The following is a 19875-nucleotide window of genomic DNA, read 5'->3' on the forward strand; positions in this document are numbered from 1 at the left end:
AGTCCAACTGCGTACGGCGTGAGTTCGACGAGACTCCGACGAGAGGGAGCCAGATGACCGAGCCCGTCCGGCTGACCAGGGAACTGACCTCCGCGCTCCGGCACCGGGAGCTGGCGGACTTCTACGAGGACCTGCACCGCCACCCCGAACTGGGCTTCCAGGAGCACCGCACCGCCGCGAAGCTCGCCCTGCGGCTGCGCGCGGCCGGGTTCACCGTCACCGAGGGCGTCGCCGGCACGGGCGTGGTCGGGGTGCTCGGCAACGGCGACGGACCGGTGGTGTGGCTGCGCGGAGACATGGACGCGCTGCCGGTGCGGGAGGCGACCGGACTGCCGTACGCCTCGACCGTGGACGGTGTGATGCACGCCTGCGGGCACGATCTGCACATCACCTGGCTGGCGGCCGCCGCCGAGGTGCTCGCGGCGGGCCGCGACGCCTGGTCCGGCACGCTCGTGGTGGTCGGGCAGACCGCCGAGGAGACCGGCGGCGGCGCCGCCATGGCCGCCGACGGCCTGCACGAGCGGTTCCCGCGCGCGGACGTGCTCCTCGGCCAGCACGTCACTCCCGGGCTCGTGGGCCTGTACGCGCACACGCCGGGGCTGATCATGTCGGCCTCCGACACCGTCGACGTCGTCGTGCACGGCCTCGGCGGGCACGGCTCGCGCCCCGAGACGACCGTCGATCCGGTGGTGACGGCCGCGCACGTGGTCACCCGGCTGCAGACCGTCGTCTCCCGGGAGGTGGCGGCGAAGGACGCGGTGGTGCTGACGGTGGGGGAGTTCCACGCCGGTACGAAGCCCAACATCATCCCGTCCGAGGCGCGGCTCTCGGTGAACCTGCGCAGCCAGGACCCGCTGGTGCGGGACCGGGTCCTCGCCGCGGTGCGGCGGATCGTCGAGGGCGAGTGCGCGGCCGCGGGCTGCCCGGTGCCGCCGGAGGTGACGGTCCGCGACACCGGTTATCCCGTCACCGTCAACGACGCGGCCCTGGACGCCGAGATCGCCGCGGTGCACGGCGAACTCTTCGGCACGGAGAGGGTGTTGGACCTCGGCCCGGCGATGGGCAGCGAGGACTTCTCGCTGCTCGTGCCCGAAGGCGTGCCGTACGACTACTGGTTCGTGACGTCCACCCCGGCCGAGGCGTGGGAGGCGGCGCCGGGGGACGGGCTGCCGGAGAAGTTCGAGGCCGTGCCCAGCAACCACAGCCCGCTGTTCGCCCCCGACCCCTCCGTGCTCGTGCCCGGGGTGCAGACGCTGGTGTCGGCTGCCCTGAGCCGCCTCAGCGCTTGACGCCGACCGCGCCGTACAGCGACACCGGCCCGCGGCCGAGGTCGGACTCGCCCTCCGCGAGCTCGGGCCGCCAGTCGGCCACCGACACGACTCCGGGCTCCAGCAGGTCGAGCCCGGTGAAGAAGCCGGCCATCCCCGCCCTGTCGCGGGCGACGAGGGTCACGCCCTGGGCGGTGTAGGCGTCGATGCCCCGCTGTACGTTCTCCGGCTCGAAGTCGGCCGTCATCGCCGACAGCACCAGGCAGCTGCCCGGCGCCAGCGCGTCGACCAGCGTGCTCACCAGGTCGTGGGCGCCGTCCTCGTCCGCGATGAAGTGCAGCAGCGCGATCAGCGACACGGCGATCGGGCGCTCGAAGTCCAGGATGCGGCCCGCCTGTTCGAGGATGGTCCGCGGCTCGCGCGCGTCGGCCTGGAGGTACTCGGTGACACCCTCGGGGGTGCTGCGCAGCAGGGCGCCTGCGTGTGCGAGGACGATCGGGTCGTTGTCGACGTAGACCACCCGTGCCTCGGGTGCCACGCCCTGGGCGATCTGGTGGAGGTTGGGCTCGGTCGGTATGCCGGTGCCGATGTCCAGGAACTGGCGGATTCCGGTCTCCCTGGCCAGCAGCCGGGTCGCCCGCTGCATGAACCAGCGGTTGGCGCGCGCGGCCCGCGGGGCGCCGGAGTCGATGGCCATGATCTGCCGGCCGAGCTGTTCGTCGACCGGGTAGTTGTCCTTGCCGCCGAGATACCAGTCGTAGACCCGGGCCGGGTGCGGCCTGCTGGTGTCGATGTACGGGGAGGCCGGCTGGGTCCCGGTCACACATGCTCCTCGGTCTGGCGGCGGGCGTCGTGCGAGCAGTCTGACACGATCAAGCGGTCGCGCGGAGACAGTCTTCGGCCACCTCCTCCTCCGGCGCGGCCCGCACCAACGGGCCCGCTGGCACAGCCGGTTCGGCCCTTCCGGCCAGGCCGGGCAGGCCGGGCAGGCCGGGCAGGCCGGGCAGGCCGGGCAGGCCGGGCAGGCCGAGCAGGCCGAGCAGGCCGGGCAGGCCGGGAGGGCCGCAAGAACCGGAAGGGCCGGGCAGCCGGTCGGCGTCCTGGCGCAGCCCGAGCCGCGCGGCCACGGCTGGGGCCTTGCCGTCGAGCCGGGGGCGATGTCCGGCCATGTCTGCTGGGCCTCGCGGGGGCGATGCGTTGCTCGGGAAGGTGTGCTCGGGCATGTGTCCTCCGGCGGCGCGGGTGGAAGGTTGCGGTGGATCTTCCCAGCGGGGCAGTCGGGCGTCTATAGTCCGAAACTAGCAGTGCTAATTAAGGGCTCTCGGTCCACAAGGGCTCTTGTTCAGCGCGAGCCCCGGCTCATCGAGAGTTCTGGTCCCACAGCGTCGTCGGTCAGGAGTCCCACCGTGCGTCCCGTCCACTTCGCGGCCGCCCGCCGCACGCCCATCGGCAAGCTGCGCGGCGCCCTGTCCGCCGTCCGTCCCGACGATCTCGCCGCGGCCGTGATCCGCGGCCTGGTCGCCGATGTGACCGCCCTCGACCCGGCCCGCGTCGACGACGTCTACTGGGGCGCGGCCAACCAGGCCGGCGAGGACAACCGCAACGTCGCCCGCATGGCCGCCCTCCTCGCGGGCCTGCCCGAGACCGTGCCGGGCGCCACCGTGAACCGGCTGTGCGCCTCGGGCCTCGAGGCGGTCACCGCCGCCGCCCGCACCATCGCCTCCGGTGAGGCCGACATCGTCCTCGCGGGCGGCTCCGAGTCCATGAGCCGTGCCCCCTTCGTGCTGCCCCGGCCCGACGAGGCCCTCCCGCACCGCATCGAGACCGCCGACACCCGGCTCGGCTGGCGGCTGGTCAACCCGGCGATGAAGGACCTGCACGGACTGCTGTCCATGGGCGAGACCGCCGAGGAGGTCGCCGCCCGCCACGGCGTGACCCGCGAACGGCAGGACGAGTTCGCCCTGCGCAGCCACCAGCTCGCCGCGCAGGCCCGCAAGAACGGCCACTTCGACGACGAACTCCTGCCGGTGGAGCGGCCGGACGGGGTCGTCGTCGACGCCGACGAATGCATCCGCGAGGACACCTCCTACGAGAAGCTGGCGCGCCTGAAGCCCGTCTTCCGCGCGGGCGGCAGCGTCACCGCGGGCAACGCCTCCCCGATGAACGACGGCGCCGCGGGCCTGCTGCTGGTCAGCGAGGAGGCCCTGAACGAACTCGGCCTGGAGTCCCTCGGCCGCTACGTCGCCGGCGCCTCCGCCGGCGTCCACCCCGACGTGATGGGCATCGGCCCCGTCCCGGCCACGCGCAAGGCGCTCGCCCGGGTCGGCTGGGAGGTCGGCGACGTCCAGGAGGCCGAGTTCAACGAGGCCTTCGCCGCGCAGGCCCTGGCCTGCGTCGACCAGCTCGGCATCGACCCGGACCTGGTCAACCCCAGCGGCGGCGCCATCGCCCTCGGCCACCCCCTCGGCTGCTCGGGCGCCCGCATCCTGACGACCCTGCTGCATCGCATGCGCCGTACGGGTGCGTCCCGGGGGCTCGCCACGATGTGCGTCGGGGTGGGGCAGGGGAGCGCGGTGCTGGTCGAGAGGCACTGACACCCACCCACCGCCGCACAGCCACACAGCAGAGACGGAGCATTCCCCGATGGCAACCCTCTCCCTCGCCGGCATCCTCGCCGAGAACGCCCGGCGCCGCCCCGACAAGGAAGCCCTGGTCGAGGGCGATCTGCGGCTGAGCTTCGGCGAGGTCTGGCGGCGGGCCCGCGCCCAGGCCGGGGCGCTCACCGCGCTCGGCCTCCGCCCCGGGGACCGGGTCGCGCTGATGGCCCCCAACACCGCCGAGTTCCCGATCGCCTACTACGCGATCGCCGCGGCCGGCGGGGTCGTCGTCCCCGTCCATCTGCTGCTGTCGGCGCCGGAGGTGGAGCACGTCCTGAAGGACAGCGGCGCCCGTCTGCTGCTGTGCCATCCCGCGCAGGCCGAGACCGGCACGGCGGCGGCCGAGGCCGTCGGCGTCCAAGTCGTCACGCTGGGCGGCGAGTTGGAGAAGCTCGCCGCCATCGCCGAGCCGCTCCCGTCGTACGTCACCCGGAACGCCGACGACCCGGCCGTCGTCTTCTACACCAGCGGCACGACCGGCGTGCCCAAGGGCGCGGTGCTCAGCCACTTCAACCTGGTGATGAACGCGACCGTCAACGCCTTCGACGCCAACGACATACGCCCCGAGGACCGGGCCCTCGGCGCGCTGCCCCTCTTCCACGCCTTCGGCCAGACGGTGTCGCTGAACTCCACCTGGCGCGCGGGCGCCACCCTCGTGCTGCTGCCGCGCTTCGACGCGGCCCGCGCGATCGAGCTGATGGTGGCGGAGAAGGTCGACACCTTCCACGGCGTGCCCACCATGTTCGTCGCCCTCGCCGCCGCCGCGGCCGAGGCGAAGGCCCTGCCCCGCCTGCGGATCTGCATCTCCGGCGGCGCCTCGCTGCCCGTCGCCGTGCTGGAGCGCTTCGAGGCGGCCTTCGGGACGACGGTCTACGAGGGCTACGGGCTGTCGGAGACCTCGCCCACGGCGACCGTGAACCAGCCCTGCTTCGGCACCAGGGCCGGCACCATCGGGCACCCGCTGTGGGGCGTGGACGTGGAGATCGCCCGCGCGGAGCTGGAGGGCGCCGTCGAACTGCTGCCGCCCGGCGAGCTCGGCGAGGTCGTCATCCGCGGCCACAACGTCTTCTCCGGCTACCTCGGCCGGCCCGAGGCCACCGCCGAGGCGCTCGTCGACGGCTGGTTCCGCACCGGCGACCTCGGCACCAAGGACGACGAGGGCTTCCTCAGGATCGTCGACCGCAAGAAGGACGTCATCATCCGCGGCGGCTTCAACGTCTACCCGCGCGAGGTCGAGGAGGTGCTCATGCGCCACCCCGCCGTCGCGCAGGTCGCCGTCATCGGCCTGCCGGACGAGCTGCACGGCGAGGAGGTGTGCGCGGTGGTCGTGCCCGCGCCGGGCACCCCCGAGCCGGACGCGGCCGCCCTCACCGAGTGGTCCCGCGAACGCCTCGGCAAGCACAAGTACCCGCGCCGCGTGGAGTTCACGGACACCCTGCCGCTCGGGCCGAGCATGAAGGTCCTCAAGCGGGAACTGCGCGCGCGGTACGCGGTGGGATAGCGGGCCGGTCCGCGGAGGGCGAGGCCGGCGTCACGGCGTCGGGCGTCCCGGAAGCGCCGTCACGGCGTGGCGCGTCCAGGACCGCGAGGGCCGCCGTACGACGGCCCGGGCCCTGCGCATAGCATCGGTCCCCGCATGGACATCATCTCCTCGTGGCACCTCACCGGCTGGGAGTTCGCCGCCCTCGCCGCCGCGGCCCTGCTCGTCGGGTTCTCCAAGACGGCCGTGAGCGGGGCCAACACCGTCAGCCTGGCGATCTTCGCGGCGGTGCTGCCCGCCCGTGCCTCCACCGGAGTGCTGCTGCCGATCCTGATCGCCGGGGACGTGCTGGCCGTCCTCACCTACCGGCGGCACGCCCACTGGCCCACCCTGCTGCGGCTGTTCCCGGCGGTCGCGGCCGGCGTGGTGGCCGGGACGGTGTTCCTGGTGTGGGCCGACGACGGTGTCGTACGGGTCTCCATCGGCGTGACCCTGCTGCTGATGACGGCGATGACGCTGTGGCGGCGGCGCACCGCCGGCCAGGAGGACGGCCCGGACGCGGTCACCACCCGCGCCGGCCGCATCAAGGCCCGCTCCTACGGCGTCCTCGGCGGCTTCACCACGATGGTCGCCAACGCGGGCGGCCCGGTGATGTCGATGTACCTGCTGTCGGCGGGGTTCCGCAAGCTCGGCTTCCTCGGCACGTCGGCGTTCTTCTTCCTGATCGTCAACGTGGCGAAGGTGCCCTTCAGCGCCGGGCTCGGACTGATCGACGGGCGCTCGCTGCTGCTCGACGCCGCGCTCGTGCTGTTCGTCGTACCCGGCGCGTTCCTCGGCACATGGGCGGTGAACCGGATCAACCAGCGGCTGTTCGAGCAGCTGGTGATCGCTGCGACCGTGCTCGGAGCGCTTCAGCTGCTGCTGCGCTGACCCGGCAGACGCCGAGCCCCGCGAACGAGTCGATGACTCGAAGGCGCCCTCCCCGCACGCCCGCGACCAGCCGCCACGGCGTGGCCGCGTACGCTCGCCCCATGCCCCACATCCTCATCCTCGGCGGCAGCACCGAGGCCCGCCGTCTGGCCGGCGAGCTGGCGGACCGCCCCGGTGTCCGGGTCACCACCTCCCTCGCGGGCCGGGTGAAGCGGCCCGGCGCCGTCGAGGGGGAGGTCAGGGTCGGCGGGTTCGGGGGCGCCGAGGGGCTGGCGGCCTGGGTGCGGGAGCAGGGCGTGACCGCTGTCGTCGACGCCACCCACCCCTTCGCAGAGGCCATCACGGCGAACGCCGCCCGAGCCGCGGCCATGACCGGTGTCCCGGCGGTCGTCCTGCGCAGGCCCGGCTGGCACCCCGGACCGGGGGACCGCTGGCACTGGGCGGCCTCCCTCGCGGAGGCCGCCGCACTGCTGCCCGGCCTCGGGCACCGGGTGTTCCTGACGACGGGCCGCCTGGGGCTGGGGGCCTTCGCCCACCTCACCGGACTGCACTTCGTCGCACGCTCCGTGGAGCCCCCCGAGCCGCCCATGCCCCCGCACACCGAAGTCGTCCTGGCCCGCGGCCCGTTCACCGAGGCCGAGGAGACCGACCTGCTGCGGGACCGCCGTATCGACGTCGTCGTCACCAAGGACAGCGGAGGAGAGGCGACCGCGGCCAAGCTCACGGCGGCCCGGCGGCTCGGCCTGCCCGTGGTCGTCGTACGGCGGCCGCCGCTGCCCGCGGGGGTGGTCGCGGTGCCCGACCTCGCGGGTGTCCTGGACCGGCTGGGGCTGTGACTCACCGCGCGGCGGCCGAGGCCAACCGCTCCGCGCGGTCGGGCAGTCCGCTGTTGAGGTCCTCCACCAGCAGCCGCTTGGCGATCGTGTCGACCGCCGCGCGCAGGTCCGCGCCGGGCGGGCGGCCGATGTCCTCGCGCACCCGGCCCTCCAGCCAGTGCCCCCAGGCGTCGCCCAGGCGGGCGGCCTCGCGGGCGCCCGCGCCGGTGTGGGACAGGACCATGCCGTCGCGGGTGAGGTAGCCCTCCTCGACCATGCGGTCGAACACCGGCAGCAGCACCTCCGGTGGCAGGTGCCTGCGGGCCGCGATGATCCCGAGACTCGCGTGGCCGATCAGCCGGTTGAGGATCTCGACCTGCATCACGGCCCAGGCGCCGGCGATGTCGAGCGGGCTGTCGGAGTCGCGCAGCAGTCTGCGGGCCGTGTCCAGGTCCGTGCCGGTGATGACCCTCGCGACGGCGGCCTCCAGCAGCCGCTGCGAGTCGGCGCCGTGCGGTGAGGCGAAGCCCTCGCCCATGTCGGTGGATCCCATCCGGGCGCTGTCGCGCAGGGGAACCTGCTTGAGCAGGAGGGCGACCAGGAAGCCGAGCGCCGCGACCGGGACGGTCCACAGGAACACCGTCTGGAGGGTGTCCGCGTACGCGTCGACGATCGGCACGGCCGCCTGCTCGGGCAGCCCGTGCACCCCCTCGGGGCTGGTCGCGGCCCGGCCGACGGCCGCCGGGTCCACCGTGCCGGTGGCCGTGGCCTCGCCGATCGCCGCACGCAGGTTGGGCGTGAGGGTGTTGGTGTAGATCGTCCCGAACACCGCGGTGCCGAACGAACTGCCCAGCGTACGGAAGAAGGTGACGCCGGAGGTGGCGGTGCCGAGGTCGGCGTAGTCGACGGTGTTCTGCACGGCGATCGTCAGGACCTGCATGCACAGTCCGATGCCGGTGCCGAGCACGAACATGTACAGCGACTCCAGCCACGCCCCCGTCGACGGCCCCATCAGCGACATCAGATACAGGCCGAGGCTCATCACCAGCGCGCCGGCGATCGGGAAGATCCGGTACCTGCCCGTCTGGCTGACCACGTTGCCGCTGAAGACCGACGCGATGAGCAGGCCGACCACCATGGGCAGGGTGCGCACGCCGGAGACCGTCGCCGAGTCGCCGTCCACGTACTGCAGATAGCTCGGCAGATACGTCATCGCGCCGAGCATCGCGAAGCCGACGATGAAGCTGAGCACCGAGCAGACCGTGAACACCGGGTTGCCGAACAGCCGCATCGGCAGCATCGGCTGGGCCGCCCGGGTCTCCACGAAGCAGAACAGCCCGAGCGCGAGCAGACCGCCCACGAACAGGCCGATGATGACGCCCGAGCCCCACGCGTACTCGTTGCCGCCCCAGCTCGTCGCGAGGATCAGCGCGCTCGCGCCCGCCGCGACCAGGGCGATGCCCAGATAGTCGATGACCGGGCGGGTCGCCGACTTCACCACCGGGATGGTCCGCGCCGCGGCCAGCACGACCACGACCGCGATGGGCACGTTCACGTAGAACGCCCAGCGCCAGGACAGATGGTCGGTGAACAGCCCGCCCAGCAGCGGGCCGACGACCGTGGACACTCCGAACACCGCGCCGATCGCGCCCTGGTACTTGCCGCGCTCGCGCAGCGGGATGACGTCCGCGATCAGCGCCATGGACGTCACCATCAGCCCGCCCGCGCCGATGCCCTGCATGGCCCGCCAGGCGATCAGCAGCGACATGTTCGAGGCGAGACCGCACAGGAACGAGCCCGTGATGAACACGACCGCCGAGACCTGGAAGACCACCTTGCGGCCGAACAGGTCGCCGAACTTGCCGACCAGCACGGTCGAGACGGTCTCCGCGAGCAGATACGCCGTCACCACCCACGACATGTGCTCCGCGCCGCCGAGGTCGGAGACGATCGTCGGCAGCGCCGTGCCCACGATGGTCTGGTCGAGGGCCGCGAGCAGCATGCCGAGCATGATCGTCACGAACACGACGTTGCGACGGCGGCTGTCCAGCACGGGAGGCTGCGCGGCGGGCGGAGCGGTTTCCTCGGCGACTGTCACGAGGCCACGATCACACCGGGGGGTCCGGTGCGCACGTGGGAGCCGACTGTGCGGGTTCCGCGGGCCGTTCAGCCGTCCTTCGGGTTGCGGCGCAGCAGATACGTGTCCATGATCCAGCCCTTGCGCTCGCGCGCCTCGGCCCGCAGGGCCTCGATCCGGGGAGCGGCCTCCGCGATCGGGCCGGAGGCCAGGATCTCGTCCGGGGTGCCGAGGTACGCACCCCAGTAGATGTCGATGTCCTGGTCCGCGTACCGCCGGAAGGTCTGGTGGGCGTCGAGCATCACCACCACGTCGTCCACGCCCTCCGGGAAGCCCTCGGCGAGCCGCCGCCCGGTGGTGATCTGCACCGGCCGGGCCACCCGGTTCAGCCCGGTGCGGTGCCGCGCCACCAGCGACGAGACACTGCTGATGCCGGGCACGACGTCGTACTCGAAGGCCGCACCGCCGCGCTCCAGCACCTCCTGGAGGATGCCGAGCGTGCTGTCGTACAGCGAGGGGTCGCCCCACACCAGGAACGCGCCCGTCTCCTCCTCGCCGAGCTCCTCGGTGATCAGGCGCTCGTAGATGTCGGCGCGGGCGCTGCGCCAGTCCCCGACGGCCGGGGAGTAGGCGGCCCCGCCGGCGCCGCGGTCGCGCTCGGGGTCGCGCGCCTCGACCACGCGGTAGGTCCCCTCGGGTATGTGCGCCCGGAGCATGTCCCGGCGCAGGTCGGTGAGGTCCGCCTTCACCTCGCCCTTCTCCAGGATGAAGAAGACGTCCGTGTCCCGCAGCGCCCTGACCGCCTGCAGGGTCAGCTGGTCCGGGTCGCCCGCGCCGATACCGATGACATGAATCCTTCGCACGCCCCCGAGTCTGCCGTACGCCACCGACAACGCGTACACCGGCCGTGCTCTCCCGGTGACCCCGCGCTCACCGCCCCCTCAGCCGGGGTGCCCGCGCGGCCGCGTCCACCGGCCGGCCGCCCCCGGCCTCCACTGCGCTCACCGCCCCCTCAGCCGGGGTGCCCGCGCGGCCGCGTTCACCGGCCGGCCGCCCCCGGCCTCCACCGCGCTCGCCAGCTCCCGTGCCCAGGCCGCGAGCGAGGCCACGTCCACGTCGTGCGGCCGGGGCAGGCCCGCTGCGGCGGCCCACTCCTCGGCCGCCGCGGCGCCGCGCCGCAGCAGCCGGGCGCCGCCGGTGGCGTTGCCGCGGGCCGCGTGCGTGAGCCCGACGGCGAGCTGGGCGAGCCCGCGCCACAAGCCCTTCTCCGCCTCGGGCCCCGACTTCCAGGCGTCCTCGAACACCTCGTGCGCGTGGAACGGCTTGCCCGCGTCCAGCAGCGACTGGGCCTCCTCGACGGTCTCCCGAGGGCTGCGCGGCACTCCCTCCGGCTGCCGCTCCACCCCTGGGGCCCCGTACGGCAGCGGCCGCCCCAGCCCGTCCCGGGGCCGGGCGTTGCGCGCCCGCCCCTCACTGTCCCGGTCCCGGGTGCCGCCACGGCCCGCCTCGTGCTCCATGCGCCCATTCTCCGCCCGGCCCGCCGCCCCCTTTCGGCCCGCCCCGCGGGGTGGGGTAAAGTACTGTCCGCATGATCACGCGGGTGACCGCGGATCACCGCACCGGGACGTGGCGCAGCTTGGTAGCGCACTTGACTGGGGGTCAAGGGGTCGCAGGTTCAAATCCTGTCGTCCCGACTTTGCGGACATCGCAGGTCGGAAGGCTGTTCTCTCCTCTTCGAGAGAGCGGCCTTCCGTGTGTCCGGCGGCCCCCGGGGGAGCAGGCGTCAGAGCGCGGTGTCCGTCTCCTCGGCCAGTGTCCGCAGGAGCAGGTCCTGGAACGCCTCGTCGTGGACCGCGCGGTGGGGGCGGCGCCGGTTCCGGTGGTACCAGTAGCCGCCGGTGGTGAGGGCTTCCGGATCGTCCGCGGTGGCGAGCCACACCTGGGTCCGGTGGCCGAGTTCGAGGTCGTCCGGGGCGTTCGGGCCGCCCATCCGGGTCGGCACCCAGCCCGGGTCGACGGCGTTGCTCAGCACGTCCGGGCGCAGACGTGCCACGGCCGCGGCGAGCGTCGTGACGAACAGCTTGCTGTCGGAGTACGAGCCCGCGCTGCGGCCGCGCCAGTCGACCCCGGTGAGTGAGGGCCGCCCGCCGAAGTGCGAGCTGCTGCTGAGGTACACCAGGCGGCGCGGGGCGCGCAGGAGGGCCGTCAGCAGGTAGGGCACGACGATGTTGACCGGCATGACCGCGGGCCCGCTCCACACACCGGCGTTGTGGATCACCGCGTCGAGCGGCTGTGCCGCGTTCAGCTCGGCGGCGATCCGCCGTACGGCGGCACGGTCGGTGAAGTCGCCCACCACGAGGTCCGCCCCGCGGCCGAGCAGCTCGTCGAGGGCCGCCGCGCGCCGCTCGTCGCGGGCGTGCACGACCACCTCGTGCCCGGTGGACAGCAGCGCGTCCGCGGCGGCCCGGCCGAGGCCGTCCGCGGAGCCCGTCACCAGGACCCGGCTCATGGCCGCACCGCCCGCGCGGTCGGGCGGGCCGTGCGACCGGTGGCCCGGGCCGCGAGCGGGCGCGGGGTCTGTTCACGGTTGTCCACATATCGACGGTACGGCCTGCCGGGTCCGGCAGCGCGGGAGGGAAGCGGGGCCGGTTGGCCGCCGTGGCCGCGGGTAGGGAACGGCCGGGCGGCCACACCGGCTCCGCTTCTTTCTTTGTGCTGACATTCTTACCTGCTCCTGAAATGATGTCTTGACAAAGTATTGACAGCGGGTGTGGCGAGGGAGTGGAATCCGGTCGCGACAGCCGGACCGGTCGAACGGCCGTGCCGGTCGTCAGCAGCCGAGCCTTCCCCCTGTCGCACAGTGAGGTGCAGGAAAGATGGACCGCTCTTCTCGCCCCCGCTCCCGCAGAATCACCCCCGCCCTGGCCCTGGCCGCGGCGGCGGCGCTGGCCCTCGCCGGCTGCTCCAGCAGCTCCGGCGGCAAGAAGGCCGAGGAGGGCGGCGGTGGCGGCTCCGCGGGCAAGGCCGGCACACCCCGGATCAAGATCGCCCTCGTCACCCACCAGTCGCCCGGCGACACCTTCTGGGACATCGTCCGCAAGGGCGCCGAGGCCGCCGCAGCCAAGGACAACGTCGAGCTGATCTACTCCGCCGACCCCAACGCGGGCAACCAGGCGGGCCTCGTGCAGAACGCCATCGACCAGAAGGTCGACGGCATCGCCGTCACCCTCGCCAAACCCGACGCCCTCAAGGACGTCGTGGCCAGGGCGAAGGCGGCCGGCATACCCGTCGTCGGCCTCAACTCCGGTGTCGGCGACTGGCAGCAGCTCGGCCTGCTGGAGTTCTTCGGCCAGGACGAGACCGTCGCCGGCGAGGCCCTCGGCAAGCGGCTGAACGAGGTCGGTGCCAAGAAAGCCGTGTGCGTCATGCACGAGCAGGGCAACGTCGGCCTCACCCAGCGCTGCGACGGCGTGAAGAAGACGTTCTCCGGCACCCTCGAGAACCTCTTCGTCAACGGCACCGACATGCCCTCCGTCAAGTCGACCATCACCGCCAAGCTCAAGCGCGACGGCGACATCGACCACGTCGTCGCGCTCGGCGCCCCCATCGCGCTCACCGCGACCCAGTCCGTCTCCGAGGCGGGCAGCGACGCCGAGGTCGCCACCTTCGACCTCAACAAGGAACTGACCAAGGCCATATCCGCCGGCACCATCGAGTTCGCCGTCGACCAGCAGCCCTACCTCCAGGGCTACCTGGCGATCGACTCGCTGTGGCTCTACGAGAACAACGGCAACTACATGGGCGGCGGCGAACAGCCGGTGCTGACCGGACCGGCCTTCGTCGACAAGTCCAACGTGGCCGGCGTGGACGCGTTCGCCACGAAGGGCACCCGGTGAGCACGGCCCGGCAGGCACAGCCGGCGGCGACCGCGCCGCCGGCCCCCGGCCCCGGGAAGGAGGCCGACGGCCGCACCTCCCGGCGGTCCCTCGCCCGCAGACTGGTGGCCCGGCCCGAGGTCGGTGTCCTCCTCGGCGCGCTCGCCGTGTTCGTGTTCTTCCTCGTCGCCGCGCCCGCGGTCCGCGACGGCAGCTCGATGGCGAACGTCCTCTACCAGTCGTCCACCATCGGCATCATGGCCCTGCCGGTCGCCCTGCTGATGATCGGCGGCGAGTTCGACCTCTCCTCCGGCGTCGCCGTGATCAGCTCGGCGCTGACCGCGAGCATGGTCAGCTACCAGCTGACCATGAACGTCTGGGTCGGTGTGGTCGTCGCCCTCGCGGTGTCGCTCGCCGTCGGACTGTTCAACGGCTGGATGCTCATCAGGACCGGCCTGCCGAGCTTCCTCGTCACGCTCGGCACCTTCCTGATCCTCCAGGGCGTCAATCTCGCCGTCACCAAGTGGGTCACCGGCAACGTCGCCACCGACGACATCAGCGACATGGACGGCTTCGACCAGGCCAGGGCGGTCTTCGCGTCCGGGTTCGACGTCGGCGGAGTCCAGGTGAAGATCACCGTGGTGTGGTGGCTGCTCTTCGCCGCGCTCGCGACCTGGGTGCTGCTGCGCACCAAGTACGGCAACTGGGTCTTCGCGGTCGGCGGCGACAAGGACAGCGCCCGGGCCGTCGGCGTCCCGGTCACCTTCACCAAGATCTCGCTGTTCATGCTGGTCGGCCTCGGCGCCTGGTTCGCCGGCATGCACCAGCTGTTCTCCTTCCACACCGTGCAGTCCGGCGAGGGCGTCGGCCAGGAGCTCATCTACATCGCCGCGGCCGTGATCGGCGGCTGCCTGCTCACCGGCGGCTACGGCTCCGCCGTCGGGCCCGTCTTCGGCGCGTTCATGTTCGGCATGGTCCAGCAGGGCATCGTCTACGCCGGCTGGAACCCCGACTGGTTCAAGGCGTTCCTCGGCGTGATGCTGCTCGGCGCCGTCCTGATCAATCTGTGGGTCAGCCGTACGGCGACCCGGAGGTGACCCGCCCATGACCACCACCGACCAGCCGCTCGTGGAACTCCGCGGGGCCGGCAAGTCCTACGGCAACGTCCGCGCCCTGCACGGCGTCGACCTGTCCGTGCACCCGGGCAGGGTGACCTGTGTGCTCGGCGACAACGGGGCCGGCAAGTCCACCCTCATCAAGATCGTCTCGGGGCTGCACCAGCACACCGAGGGCGAGTTCCTCGTCGACGGCACACCCGTCCGCTTCACCGGCCCGCGCGAGGCGCTGGACCGGGGCATCGCCACCGTCTACCAGGACCTGGCGACCGTGCCGCTGATGCCGGTGTGGCGCAACTTCTTCCTCGGCTCCGAACTCACCAAGGGCCCCTGGCCGCTGCGCCGCCTCGACATCGAGACGATGAAGCGGACCGCGGACGCCGAACTCCGCGCGATGGGCATCGTCCTCGACGACCTCGAACAGCCCATCGGCACGCTCTCCGGCGGCCAGCGCCAGTGCGTCGCCATCGCCCGCGCCGTCCACTTCGGCGCCCGCGTCCTCATCCTCGACGAGCCCACCGCGGCCCTCGGCGTCAAGCAGTCCGGCGTGGTCCTGAAGTACATCGCCGCCGCCCGCGACCGCGGCCTCGGCGTCATCTTCATCACCCACAACCCCCACCACGCCTACCTGGTCGGCGACCACTTCAGCGTGCTGCGCCTCGGCACCCTGGAACTCTCCGCCGCCCGCGACCGGGTCACCCTGGAGGAACTCACCCACCACATGGCGGGCGGCGCCGAACTCGCCACCCTCAAGCACGAACTGGCCCAAGTGAGCGGCGTCGACACCGGGGAACTCCCGGAGCCCGAGGACGTCGCTCCCTAGCCGGCCGGCCGGCTCACGGGCGCGGTGGCCTCCGGCTCCGGGGCGCCCGGCCGCCGGCCCCCTACGAGCGGCGCCGCGCCGGACACGGCGAGCGGGAACCCGCCCGCGGCGGCGCCGACGGGCACGGAGGTGCTCACGCCCGCAGCAGGGCGCTCCCGTGGCGCGCCCTGTCCACCGCGAACCTCTGTGTGGCGGCCGTGTGCGCCGCCCGCGGCACGTCCAGCGGCACCACGGCGTCCTTCGCCGCGCCCGGCGCGCGCGGCGTCTGCCGCGGCCCGAGGCGTGCGTACAGGATGCGGCCCGTGGCCTGCTCGGCGACCAGCCTGATGCCGTGGTTGCAGTGCCACTCCTCGGCCGGCACCTGACCGGCGCCCCGCCGCCCCGTGAGCGCGCCCGGCACCTTGCCGCGTGCCGATCCTGGCCGGCGCGACCGCGCCGGTGCAGACGTACCCCCTCGTAAGCCCTGAACCTTCTCATCCCCGGCAGGCCGGCGGCACGGTCGAGCCGAGGGCGCCGTCCCACAGGGGCCGGCCCGGCGCCGCCGACGGCCGTCGTGTGCCGCGCGCCGGCTCGGGAGCGCTCTCAGAGCCCCGCGCCTGCGTCTATTGTGGTGGGCACAGATCCCATTTCGTGGCAGATCCCTCGCAGAGCGATCGCAGACGCACAGGAGGAGCGCCCGCCGTGTCGGAGCAGACCGTGAGGCCTCGTCCCACGCTGGAAGCCGTCGCCGCGCGCGCCGGCGTGTCCCGCGCGACGGCCTCCCGGGTCGTCAACGGAGGCGCGGGCGTACGCCCCGCCCTCGTCGACAGGGTGCGCCTGGCCGTCGAGGAACTGGGCTACGTGCCCAACCACGCCGCCCGCAGCCTGGTCACCCGGCGCAACGGCGCCGTCGCGGTGATCATCGCGGAACCCGAGTTCCGGGTGTTCTCCGACCCGTTCTTCGAGCAGCAGGTACGGGGGATCAGCCGGGAGCTGACCGCGCACGACGCGCAGCTGGTGCTGCTGTGGGCGGAGGGCACCGGCGACCACGAGCGCATCGCGCGCTATCTGGGGGGCGGGCACGTCGACGGCGCGCTCGCCTTCTCCCTCCACGACGACCGGCTGCCGGAGCTGATCGCCCGCACCGGGGTCCCCGCGGTCCTCGGGGGACGCCCGGCGGCGGGCGAGGGCCTGAACGTGCCGTACGTCGACTGCGACAACCGCGGTGGTGCGCGCGAGGCCGTGCGCCATCTGGTCTCCCTGGGGCGCCGGCACATCGCGCACATCGCGGGCCCCCGCGACCAGACCTCGGCGATGGACCGGATCCGCGGCTACCGGGACGTCCTGGTCGACGCCGACCCGCTGCTGCTGTGCCAGGGCGACTTCACCGAGGAGAGCGGCGCCCGCGCGATGGCCGAGCTGCTGGACCGGTGCCCCGCGACCGACGCGGTCTTCGCCTCCAACGACGCCATGGCCCTGGGCGCGCTGCGCACCCTGCGCGAGCGGAAGGTGCGGGTGCCCGAGGACGTCGCGGTGGTCGGCTTCGACGACATGCCCGCCGTGGTGCGGGCCGCCGAGCCGCCGCTCACCACCGTCCGCCAGGACATCGAGGGGATGGGCCGGATCATGGTCAAGCTGCTGATGCGGCTGCTGGACTCGCCGGGCGGCGACGTGCCCGCCTCGGTGATCACGCCGACGACGCTGGTGCGCCGGGTCTCCGCCTGAGAGGCGAGCCGCGGACATGACGACGGCGGGCGCCGGGCCTGAGCCCGGTGCCCGCCGTCGTCCGCCGGGACGCCCTCGTGGTCAGGGGCGCCCGCACGCGTCACTCGTAGGGGATGACCACCACGGACGTGTCGGTGCCCGTGCGCAGCTGCGCGCTCGCGTTGCCGATCGCGCTCCAGACCTCCAGCCGCACGGTGCCCCCGCTCAGGTTCCCGAGGGTGCCGGCGGCGCTCTTGAGACCGCGGGTCTGGTTGTACTCCTCCCAGCCGGTGACCGGGTCGGTGGCGAAGTAGTGGTACGTCTCGATCCGGTCGAAGGTGCCGTCGCCGGTGAGGTCGTAGCTGATCCGGGCCTGCTGGCCGAGGCCGACCGCGGTGCCCGCGTCCACCGGGAGGCGGAACGTGGTCGTCGCGCCCGCCTTGAGGGTGCCGTTGACGCCCTTGACCTCGTAGACGAGCGGCTTGTTCGGTACGCCGTCGTAGTTGCGGCCCTCCGCGGAGGGGATGGTGTCGCTGCCGGCCGTGGAGCCGGTGGCCGTGGTGAGGACGCCGCCGGAGCGCAGCCGGAAGGTGTTGCCGGTGGACGGCTGGGGGTCGGTTCCGCCGGTGTCGGCGCCGGTGCCGGTCGCGGTGGAACGCGCGGGCACGGTGAGCGTCCTGCCGTCGGAGAAGGTGACCGTGCGGGCCGTGGAGCCGTAGTTGTGGGCGGCGTAGGTGCGGGTGCCGCTCCTGGTGAACACCGCCGAGGTGGGAAGGTCGCCGGTCACGGACGGGTCGGGGGCGCCGAGCGCGTCCAGGGTGGTGATCCAGTGGTACGTGTGCGCCTTGGACTCGCCCTGCTCAGGGGTGTATCCGGCGTTGCCGGCGTCCCACTTCGCCTTCGCGCCGGCCGGGTCGGCCAGCGACTGGAACTCCCAGAGGATGTCGCGCCATTCGACGGCGGGCCCGCCGTTCTCGCGCTCCAGCTCCGCGAGGTTGCGCCGGATCGCCTCCTTGTGCCCGGCCAGGTGCGGGGAACCGCCCGCGGTCACGGGCAGGACGTTGATGCCGTGGATCTCCTCCGGGTTGGCGGTCCACCAGGTGGAGTACGCGGCGCCGCTGCCCCACACCATGCCGGCCGTGTCATGGGTGAAGGAGCCGGGGAAGACCTGCTGGTCGGCGTCGAACCAGTACTGGGCGATCGCCTCGCCCTCGGTGGCGAGCAGATAGCTGCCGAGGTCGCGCAGGGCGGTGTTGCCGGTGGCCGAGCCCCACAGCACCAGTGCCGCGCTGAGGTTGGTGGACTCCGAGGAGGACTCCTGGTTGTTGCCGGCCGCGAAGCCCTGGTGGCCGGAGGCCCAGCTGTGCCCGGCGTAGACGTCGAAGCCGCGCAGGAACGGGAACGCGCTGTCCGTGCGGCTCGGGTTGGCGGCGTCGCGGATGAGGGCCTTGACCATGCCGCCCCAGGCCGAGTCCGCGGCCCAGGATGCGTCGTACTGGGCGACGATCGCGGCGGCGTAGACGTAGTAGCCGTAGTGGAAGTGGTGGTCGTTGAGCTCGGCGTCGCTGCCGTAGGAGGCCGGGTAGCCGATCAGCGTCTTCCAGTTGGTGTCGTAGGAGAACTCGCTCGCACCGCCCGCGGTGAACCACTCCTGGAGGCGGCCCTTGAGCAGGCCGATGAGCTTGTCGCGGACCGCGCTCTCGCCGATCTGGTCGGCGAGTGGCACCAGTTGGGCGAGCTTGCCCAGCGCCTTGCCGGTCCAGTAGGTGTCCGTGGCCCCGGAGAAGGGGTCGGCGGAATTCGCGACCTCGGACAGGTAGCCGCGCAGCCTGGCGGTGTCGACCGCGCCGGTCCTCGGCAGGCCCGGCAGGACCGGGGCGGCCTTCTGACGGGTGGTGAAGGACGCGCCCTCCCGCACCTTCATGGTGCCGCGGGGCGAGACGTACGTGTACGACGTGAGGGCGTCGGTGGTGTGCAGCCACTGGTGCCGGTAGAGCGCCTGGAGGGTGCCGCGTTCGGTGCCCTCCTTCGCCTCGGTGGTGAGCCGGTACGTGGCGCCGACCGTGCCGCCCGAGGCGCTCCAGTCGACCTGCGAGCCGGTGACGAAGCTGAACGCGTACTTGCGGAAGGTCGCGAGCGCGTCGGTGGAGGGCAGCACGGCGAGGGAGAAGTAGTCCTTGCCGCCCAGGCCGGCGGTGATCGACGTGCCGGAGACGGTCCAGTCGGTGCCCGTCGGCGAGAAGAGGGCGTAGTGGTGGCCGCCGACCGTGATGCCGAGGACGTTGCCCTGGTCGGAGAAGACGGTCGGGGTGGCCGCGGTGGTGATCTGGGCGTTGCCGCCGGATCCTTGCGCGTACACGAAGGGCAGGCCGTGGCCGATGGTGGTCCGCAGGGTGCGGGTGCCGTCGGACCAGTAGGGGGTGACCGTCCAGTCGGACCAGGCGTCGGCCTTGGTGTCGGGCGAGTTGAGCCCGGTCAGACCGAGGGTGAGGTCCCGCTTGTGGGCGTACTCGTACTGGCGGCCCTCCCCGACCACGGCCGGGCTGGTCGGGTAGCCGACCTCGAGTCCGCCGGCGACGGCCTGGTAGGTGAGCGGGTGGCCGTACATGGGAGTGGAGTACGGGTTGTCGCCGTAGCGCTGGAAGGCGAGGGAGGACCACCAGTCGTTGGTGGGCACGGGCTTGCCCTGGGCGGCCTGGGTGACCTTGGGGGTGACCGGGGCGCCGGTGTTGTTCGTGGGGCCCGTGGTGCCGGACGGCCGGGTGTCGGAGTAACTCCCGGCCCCTACGGGGACGGTGGCGGCCGCCGCGGGCGTCGCGGCCGGGCCCAGGCCGACGGCGGCCAGGGCGGAGGCCAGGACCAGCGCGGCGGCCGGCCGGGATCGAGGGGTTGGCATGGGGAACACCTCATGTCGTCGCAAAGGGACGGGAGTTCGCCGGCGGCGGGCCGCGGCACACCGGGGGCGCTGTCGGAGCCCGGGGGGAGTGCGGTGGAGCCACAGCGGATGCCGTTGGTGGAACGAGTCAGGAACCCCCGCCTGAGAGCGCTCTCAGGTTGGCGCAACGTAAGACTTCTGAAATCTGCTGTCAATAGATCGCGCACGGCCGGGACGCGTTCATCGCGAATCGGACATTAGGTTGCGTGACCGCTTC

General features: G+C 72.9%; 18 protein-coding genes and 1 tRNA gene. 10 read left to right on the top strand and 9 right to left on the bottom strand.

The window, feature by feature from the left end:
* Positions 1 to 53 precede the first annotated feature (53 nt).
* Entirely contained in the window at positions 54 to 1289 is a 1236-nt protein-coding gene (locus ACIGXJ_RS32110; RefSeq protein WP_399652866.1) for an amidohydrolase, read from the top strand.
* Here ACIGXJ_RS32110 and ACIGXJ_RS32115 read toward each other — a convergent pair.
* Both ACIGXJ_RS32115 and ACIGXJ_RS32120 read right to left on the bottom strand, forming a co-directional pair.
* Positions 1279 to 2091: an SAM-dependent methyltransferase gene (locus ACIGXJ_RS32115; protein WP_399652869.1), complete on the bottom strand. Its 813-nt coding sequence runs from the start codon at positions 2089 to 2091 to the stop codon at positions 1279 to 1281. The two genes, ACIGXJ_RS32110 and ACIGXJ_RS32115, sit on opposite strands and share 11 nt — an antisense overlap.
* A 49-nt stretch (positions 2092 to 2140) precedes the next feature.
* Positions 2141 to 2437, bottom strand: coding sequence for a hypothetical protein (locus ACIGXJ_RS32120; RefSeq protein WP_399652872.1), 297 nt, complete (start codon positions 2435 to 2437; stop codon positions 2141 to 2143).
* Positions 2438 to 2674: 237 nt separating this feature from the next.
* Here ACIGXJ_RS32120 and ACIGXJ_RS32125 point away from each other — a divergent pair, with 237 nt between their 5' ends.
* From ACIGXJ_RS32125 to ACIGXJ_RS32140, 4 genes are all read left to right on the top strand, one after another.
* A complete protein-coding gene (locus tag ACIGXJ_RS32125) occupies positions 2675 to 3862 on the top strand; it encodes a thiolase family protein (protein ID WP_399652875.1) in 1188 nt (395 codons plus the stop codon).
* Positions 3863 to 3911: 49 nt separating this feature from the next.
* On the top strand, positions 3912 to 5426 hold the full coding sequence (locus ACIGXJ_RS32130; RefSeq protein WP_399652878.1) for a long-chain fatty acid--CoA ligase: 1515 nt from the start codon (positions 3912 to 3914) through the stop codon (positions 5424 to 5426).
* Between the two features lie 135 nt (positions 5427 to 5561).
* On the top strand, positions 5562 to 6335 hold the full coding sequence (locus ACIGXJ_RS32135) for a sulfite exporter TauE/SafE family protein (RefSeq protein WP_399652881.1): 774 nt from the start codon (positions 5562 to 5564) through the stop codon (positions 6333 to 6335).
* 101 nt (positions 6336 to 6436) lie between these two features.
* A complete protein-coding gene (locus ACIGXJ_RS32140; RefSeq protein ID WP_399652884.1) occupies positions 6437 to 7171 on the top strand; it encodes a cobalt-precorrin-6A reductase in 735 nt (244 codons plus the stop codon).
* A gap of 1 nt (position 7172) precedes the next feature.
* Here ACIGXJ_RS32140 and ACIGXJ_RS32145 read toward each other — a convergent pair whose 3' ends face one another.
* The 3 genes from ACIGXJ_RS32145 to ACIGXJ_RS32155 form a co-directional block, all read right to left on the bottom strand.
* On the bottom strand, positions 7173 to 9248 hold the full coding sequence (locus ACIGXJ_RS32145) for an MDR family MFS transporter (RefSeq protein WP_399652888.1): 2076 nt from the start codon (positions 9246 to 9248) through the stop codon (positions 7173 to 7175).
* Positions 9249 to 9316: 68 nt separating this feature from the next.
* A complete protein-coding gene (cobF, locus tag ACIGXJ_RS32150; protein WP_399652892.1) occupies positions 9317 to 10090 on the bottom strand; it encodes a precorrin-6A synthase (deacetylating) in 774 nt (257 codons plus the stop codon).
* Positions 10091 to 10228: 138 nt separating this feature from the next.
* Positions 10229 to 10744 carry a DUF309 domain-containing protein gene (locus tag ACIGXJ_RS32155; protein WP_399652895.1) on the bottom strand — a complete coding sequence of 172 codons (516 nt, stop codon included), beginning with the start codon at positions 10742 to 10744 and terminating at the stop codon, positions 10229 to 10231.
* A 103-nt stretch (positions 10745 to 10847) separates the two neighbouring features.
* Between ACIGXJ_RS32155 and ACIGXJ_RS32160 the strand changes: the two genes are divergently transcribed.
* A tRNA-Pro gene (locus ACIGXJ_RS32160) sits at positions 10848 to 10921 on the top strand.
* 89 nt (positions 10922 to 11010) lie between these two features.
* Here the strand turns inward: ACIGXJ_RS32160 and ACIGXJ_RS32165 are convergent.
* Positions 11011 to 11736, bottom strand: coding sequence for an SDR family NAD(P)-dependent oxidoreductase (locus ACIGXJ_RS32165; RefSeq protein WP_399652898.1), 726 nt, complete (start codon positions 11734 to 11736; stop codon positions 11011 to 11013).
* A 367-nt stretch (positions 11737 to 12103) separates the two neighbouring features.
* Here ACIGXJ_RS32165 and ACIGXJ_RS32170 point away from each other — a divergent pair, with 367 nt between their 5' ends.
* From ACIGXJ_RS32170 to ACIGXJ_RS32180, 3 genes are read left to right on the top strand one after another with little or no spacing between them, the layout of a single operon-like run.
* Positions 12104 to 13123: a sugar ABC transporter substrate-binding protein gene (locus tag ACIGXJ_RS32170; RefSeq protein ID WP_399652901.1), complete on the top strand. Its 1020-nt coding sequence runs from the start codon at positions 12104 to 12106 to the stop codon at positions 13121 to 13123.
* Complete coding sequence (locus tag ACIGXJ_RS32175; RefSeq protein WP_399652904.1) at positions 13120 to 14199, top strand: ABC transporter permease; 1080 nt, start codon at positions 13120 to 13122, stop codon at positions 14197 to 14199. Before ACIGXJ_RS32170 ends, ACIGXJ_RS32175 begins: the two co-directional genes overlap by 4 nt.
* Positions 14200 to 14206: 7 nt before the next feature.
* Positions 14207 to 15040 (top strand): ATP-binding cassette domain-containing protein, encoded by an 834-nt coding sequence (locus ACIGXJ_RS32180; protein WP_399652907.1) that lies wholly within the window; start codon positions 14207 to 14209, stop codon positions 15038 to 15040.
* Here the strand turns inward: ACIGXJ_RS32180 and ACIGXJ_RS32185 are convergent.
* Together ACIGXJ_RS32185 and ACIGXJ_RS32190 are read right to left on the bottom strand one after the other, a co-directional pair.
* The gene (locus ACIGXJ_RS32185; protein ID WP_399652910.1) at positions 15037 to 15177 is read right to left on the bottom strand and encodes a hypothetical protein; all 141 of its coding nucleotides are present in this window, start codon (positions 15175 to 15177) and stop codon (positions 15037 to 15039) included. The genes ACIGXJ_RS32180 and ACIGXJ_RS32185 overlap by 4 nt on opposite strands.
* A complete protein-coding gene (locus ACIGXJ_RS32190) occupies positions 15174 to 15440 on the bottom strand; it encodes a hypothetical protein (protein ID WP_399652912.1) in 267 nt (88 codons plus the stop codon). Before ACIGXJ_RS32190 ends, ACIGXJ_RS32185 begins: the two co-directional genes overlap by 4 nt.
* A gap of 281 nt (positions 15441 to 15721) precedes the next feature.
* Here ACIGXJ_RS32190 and ACIGXJ_RS32195 point away from each other — a divergent pair, with 281 nt between their 5' ends.
* On the top strand, positions 15722 to 16744 hold the full coding sequence (locus tag ACIGXJ_RS32195) for a LacI family DNA-binding transcriptional regulator (RefSeq protein ID WP_399652915.1): 1023 nt from the start codon (positions 15722 to 15724) through the stop codon (positions 16742 to 16744).
* Positions 16745 to 16844: 100 nt separating this feature from the next.
* On the opposite strand, the gene ACIGXJ_RS32200 is transcribed toward ACIGXJ_RS32195, so the two are convergent.
* Positions 16845 to 19619, bottom strand: a complete 2775-nt coding sequence (locus ACIGXJ_RS32200) for a glycosyl hydrolase (RefSeq protein WP_399652918.1) — start codon at positions 19617 to 19619, stop codon at positions 16845 to 16847.
* Between the last annotated feature and the right edge of the window lie 256 nt (positions 19620 to 19875).

It is taken from the genome of Streptomyces sp. NPDC053367 (genome assembly GCF_044545925.1).
Classification (GTDB): Bacteria; Actinomycetota; Actinomycetes; order Streptomycetales; family Streptomycetaceae; genus Streptomyces.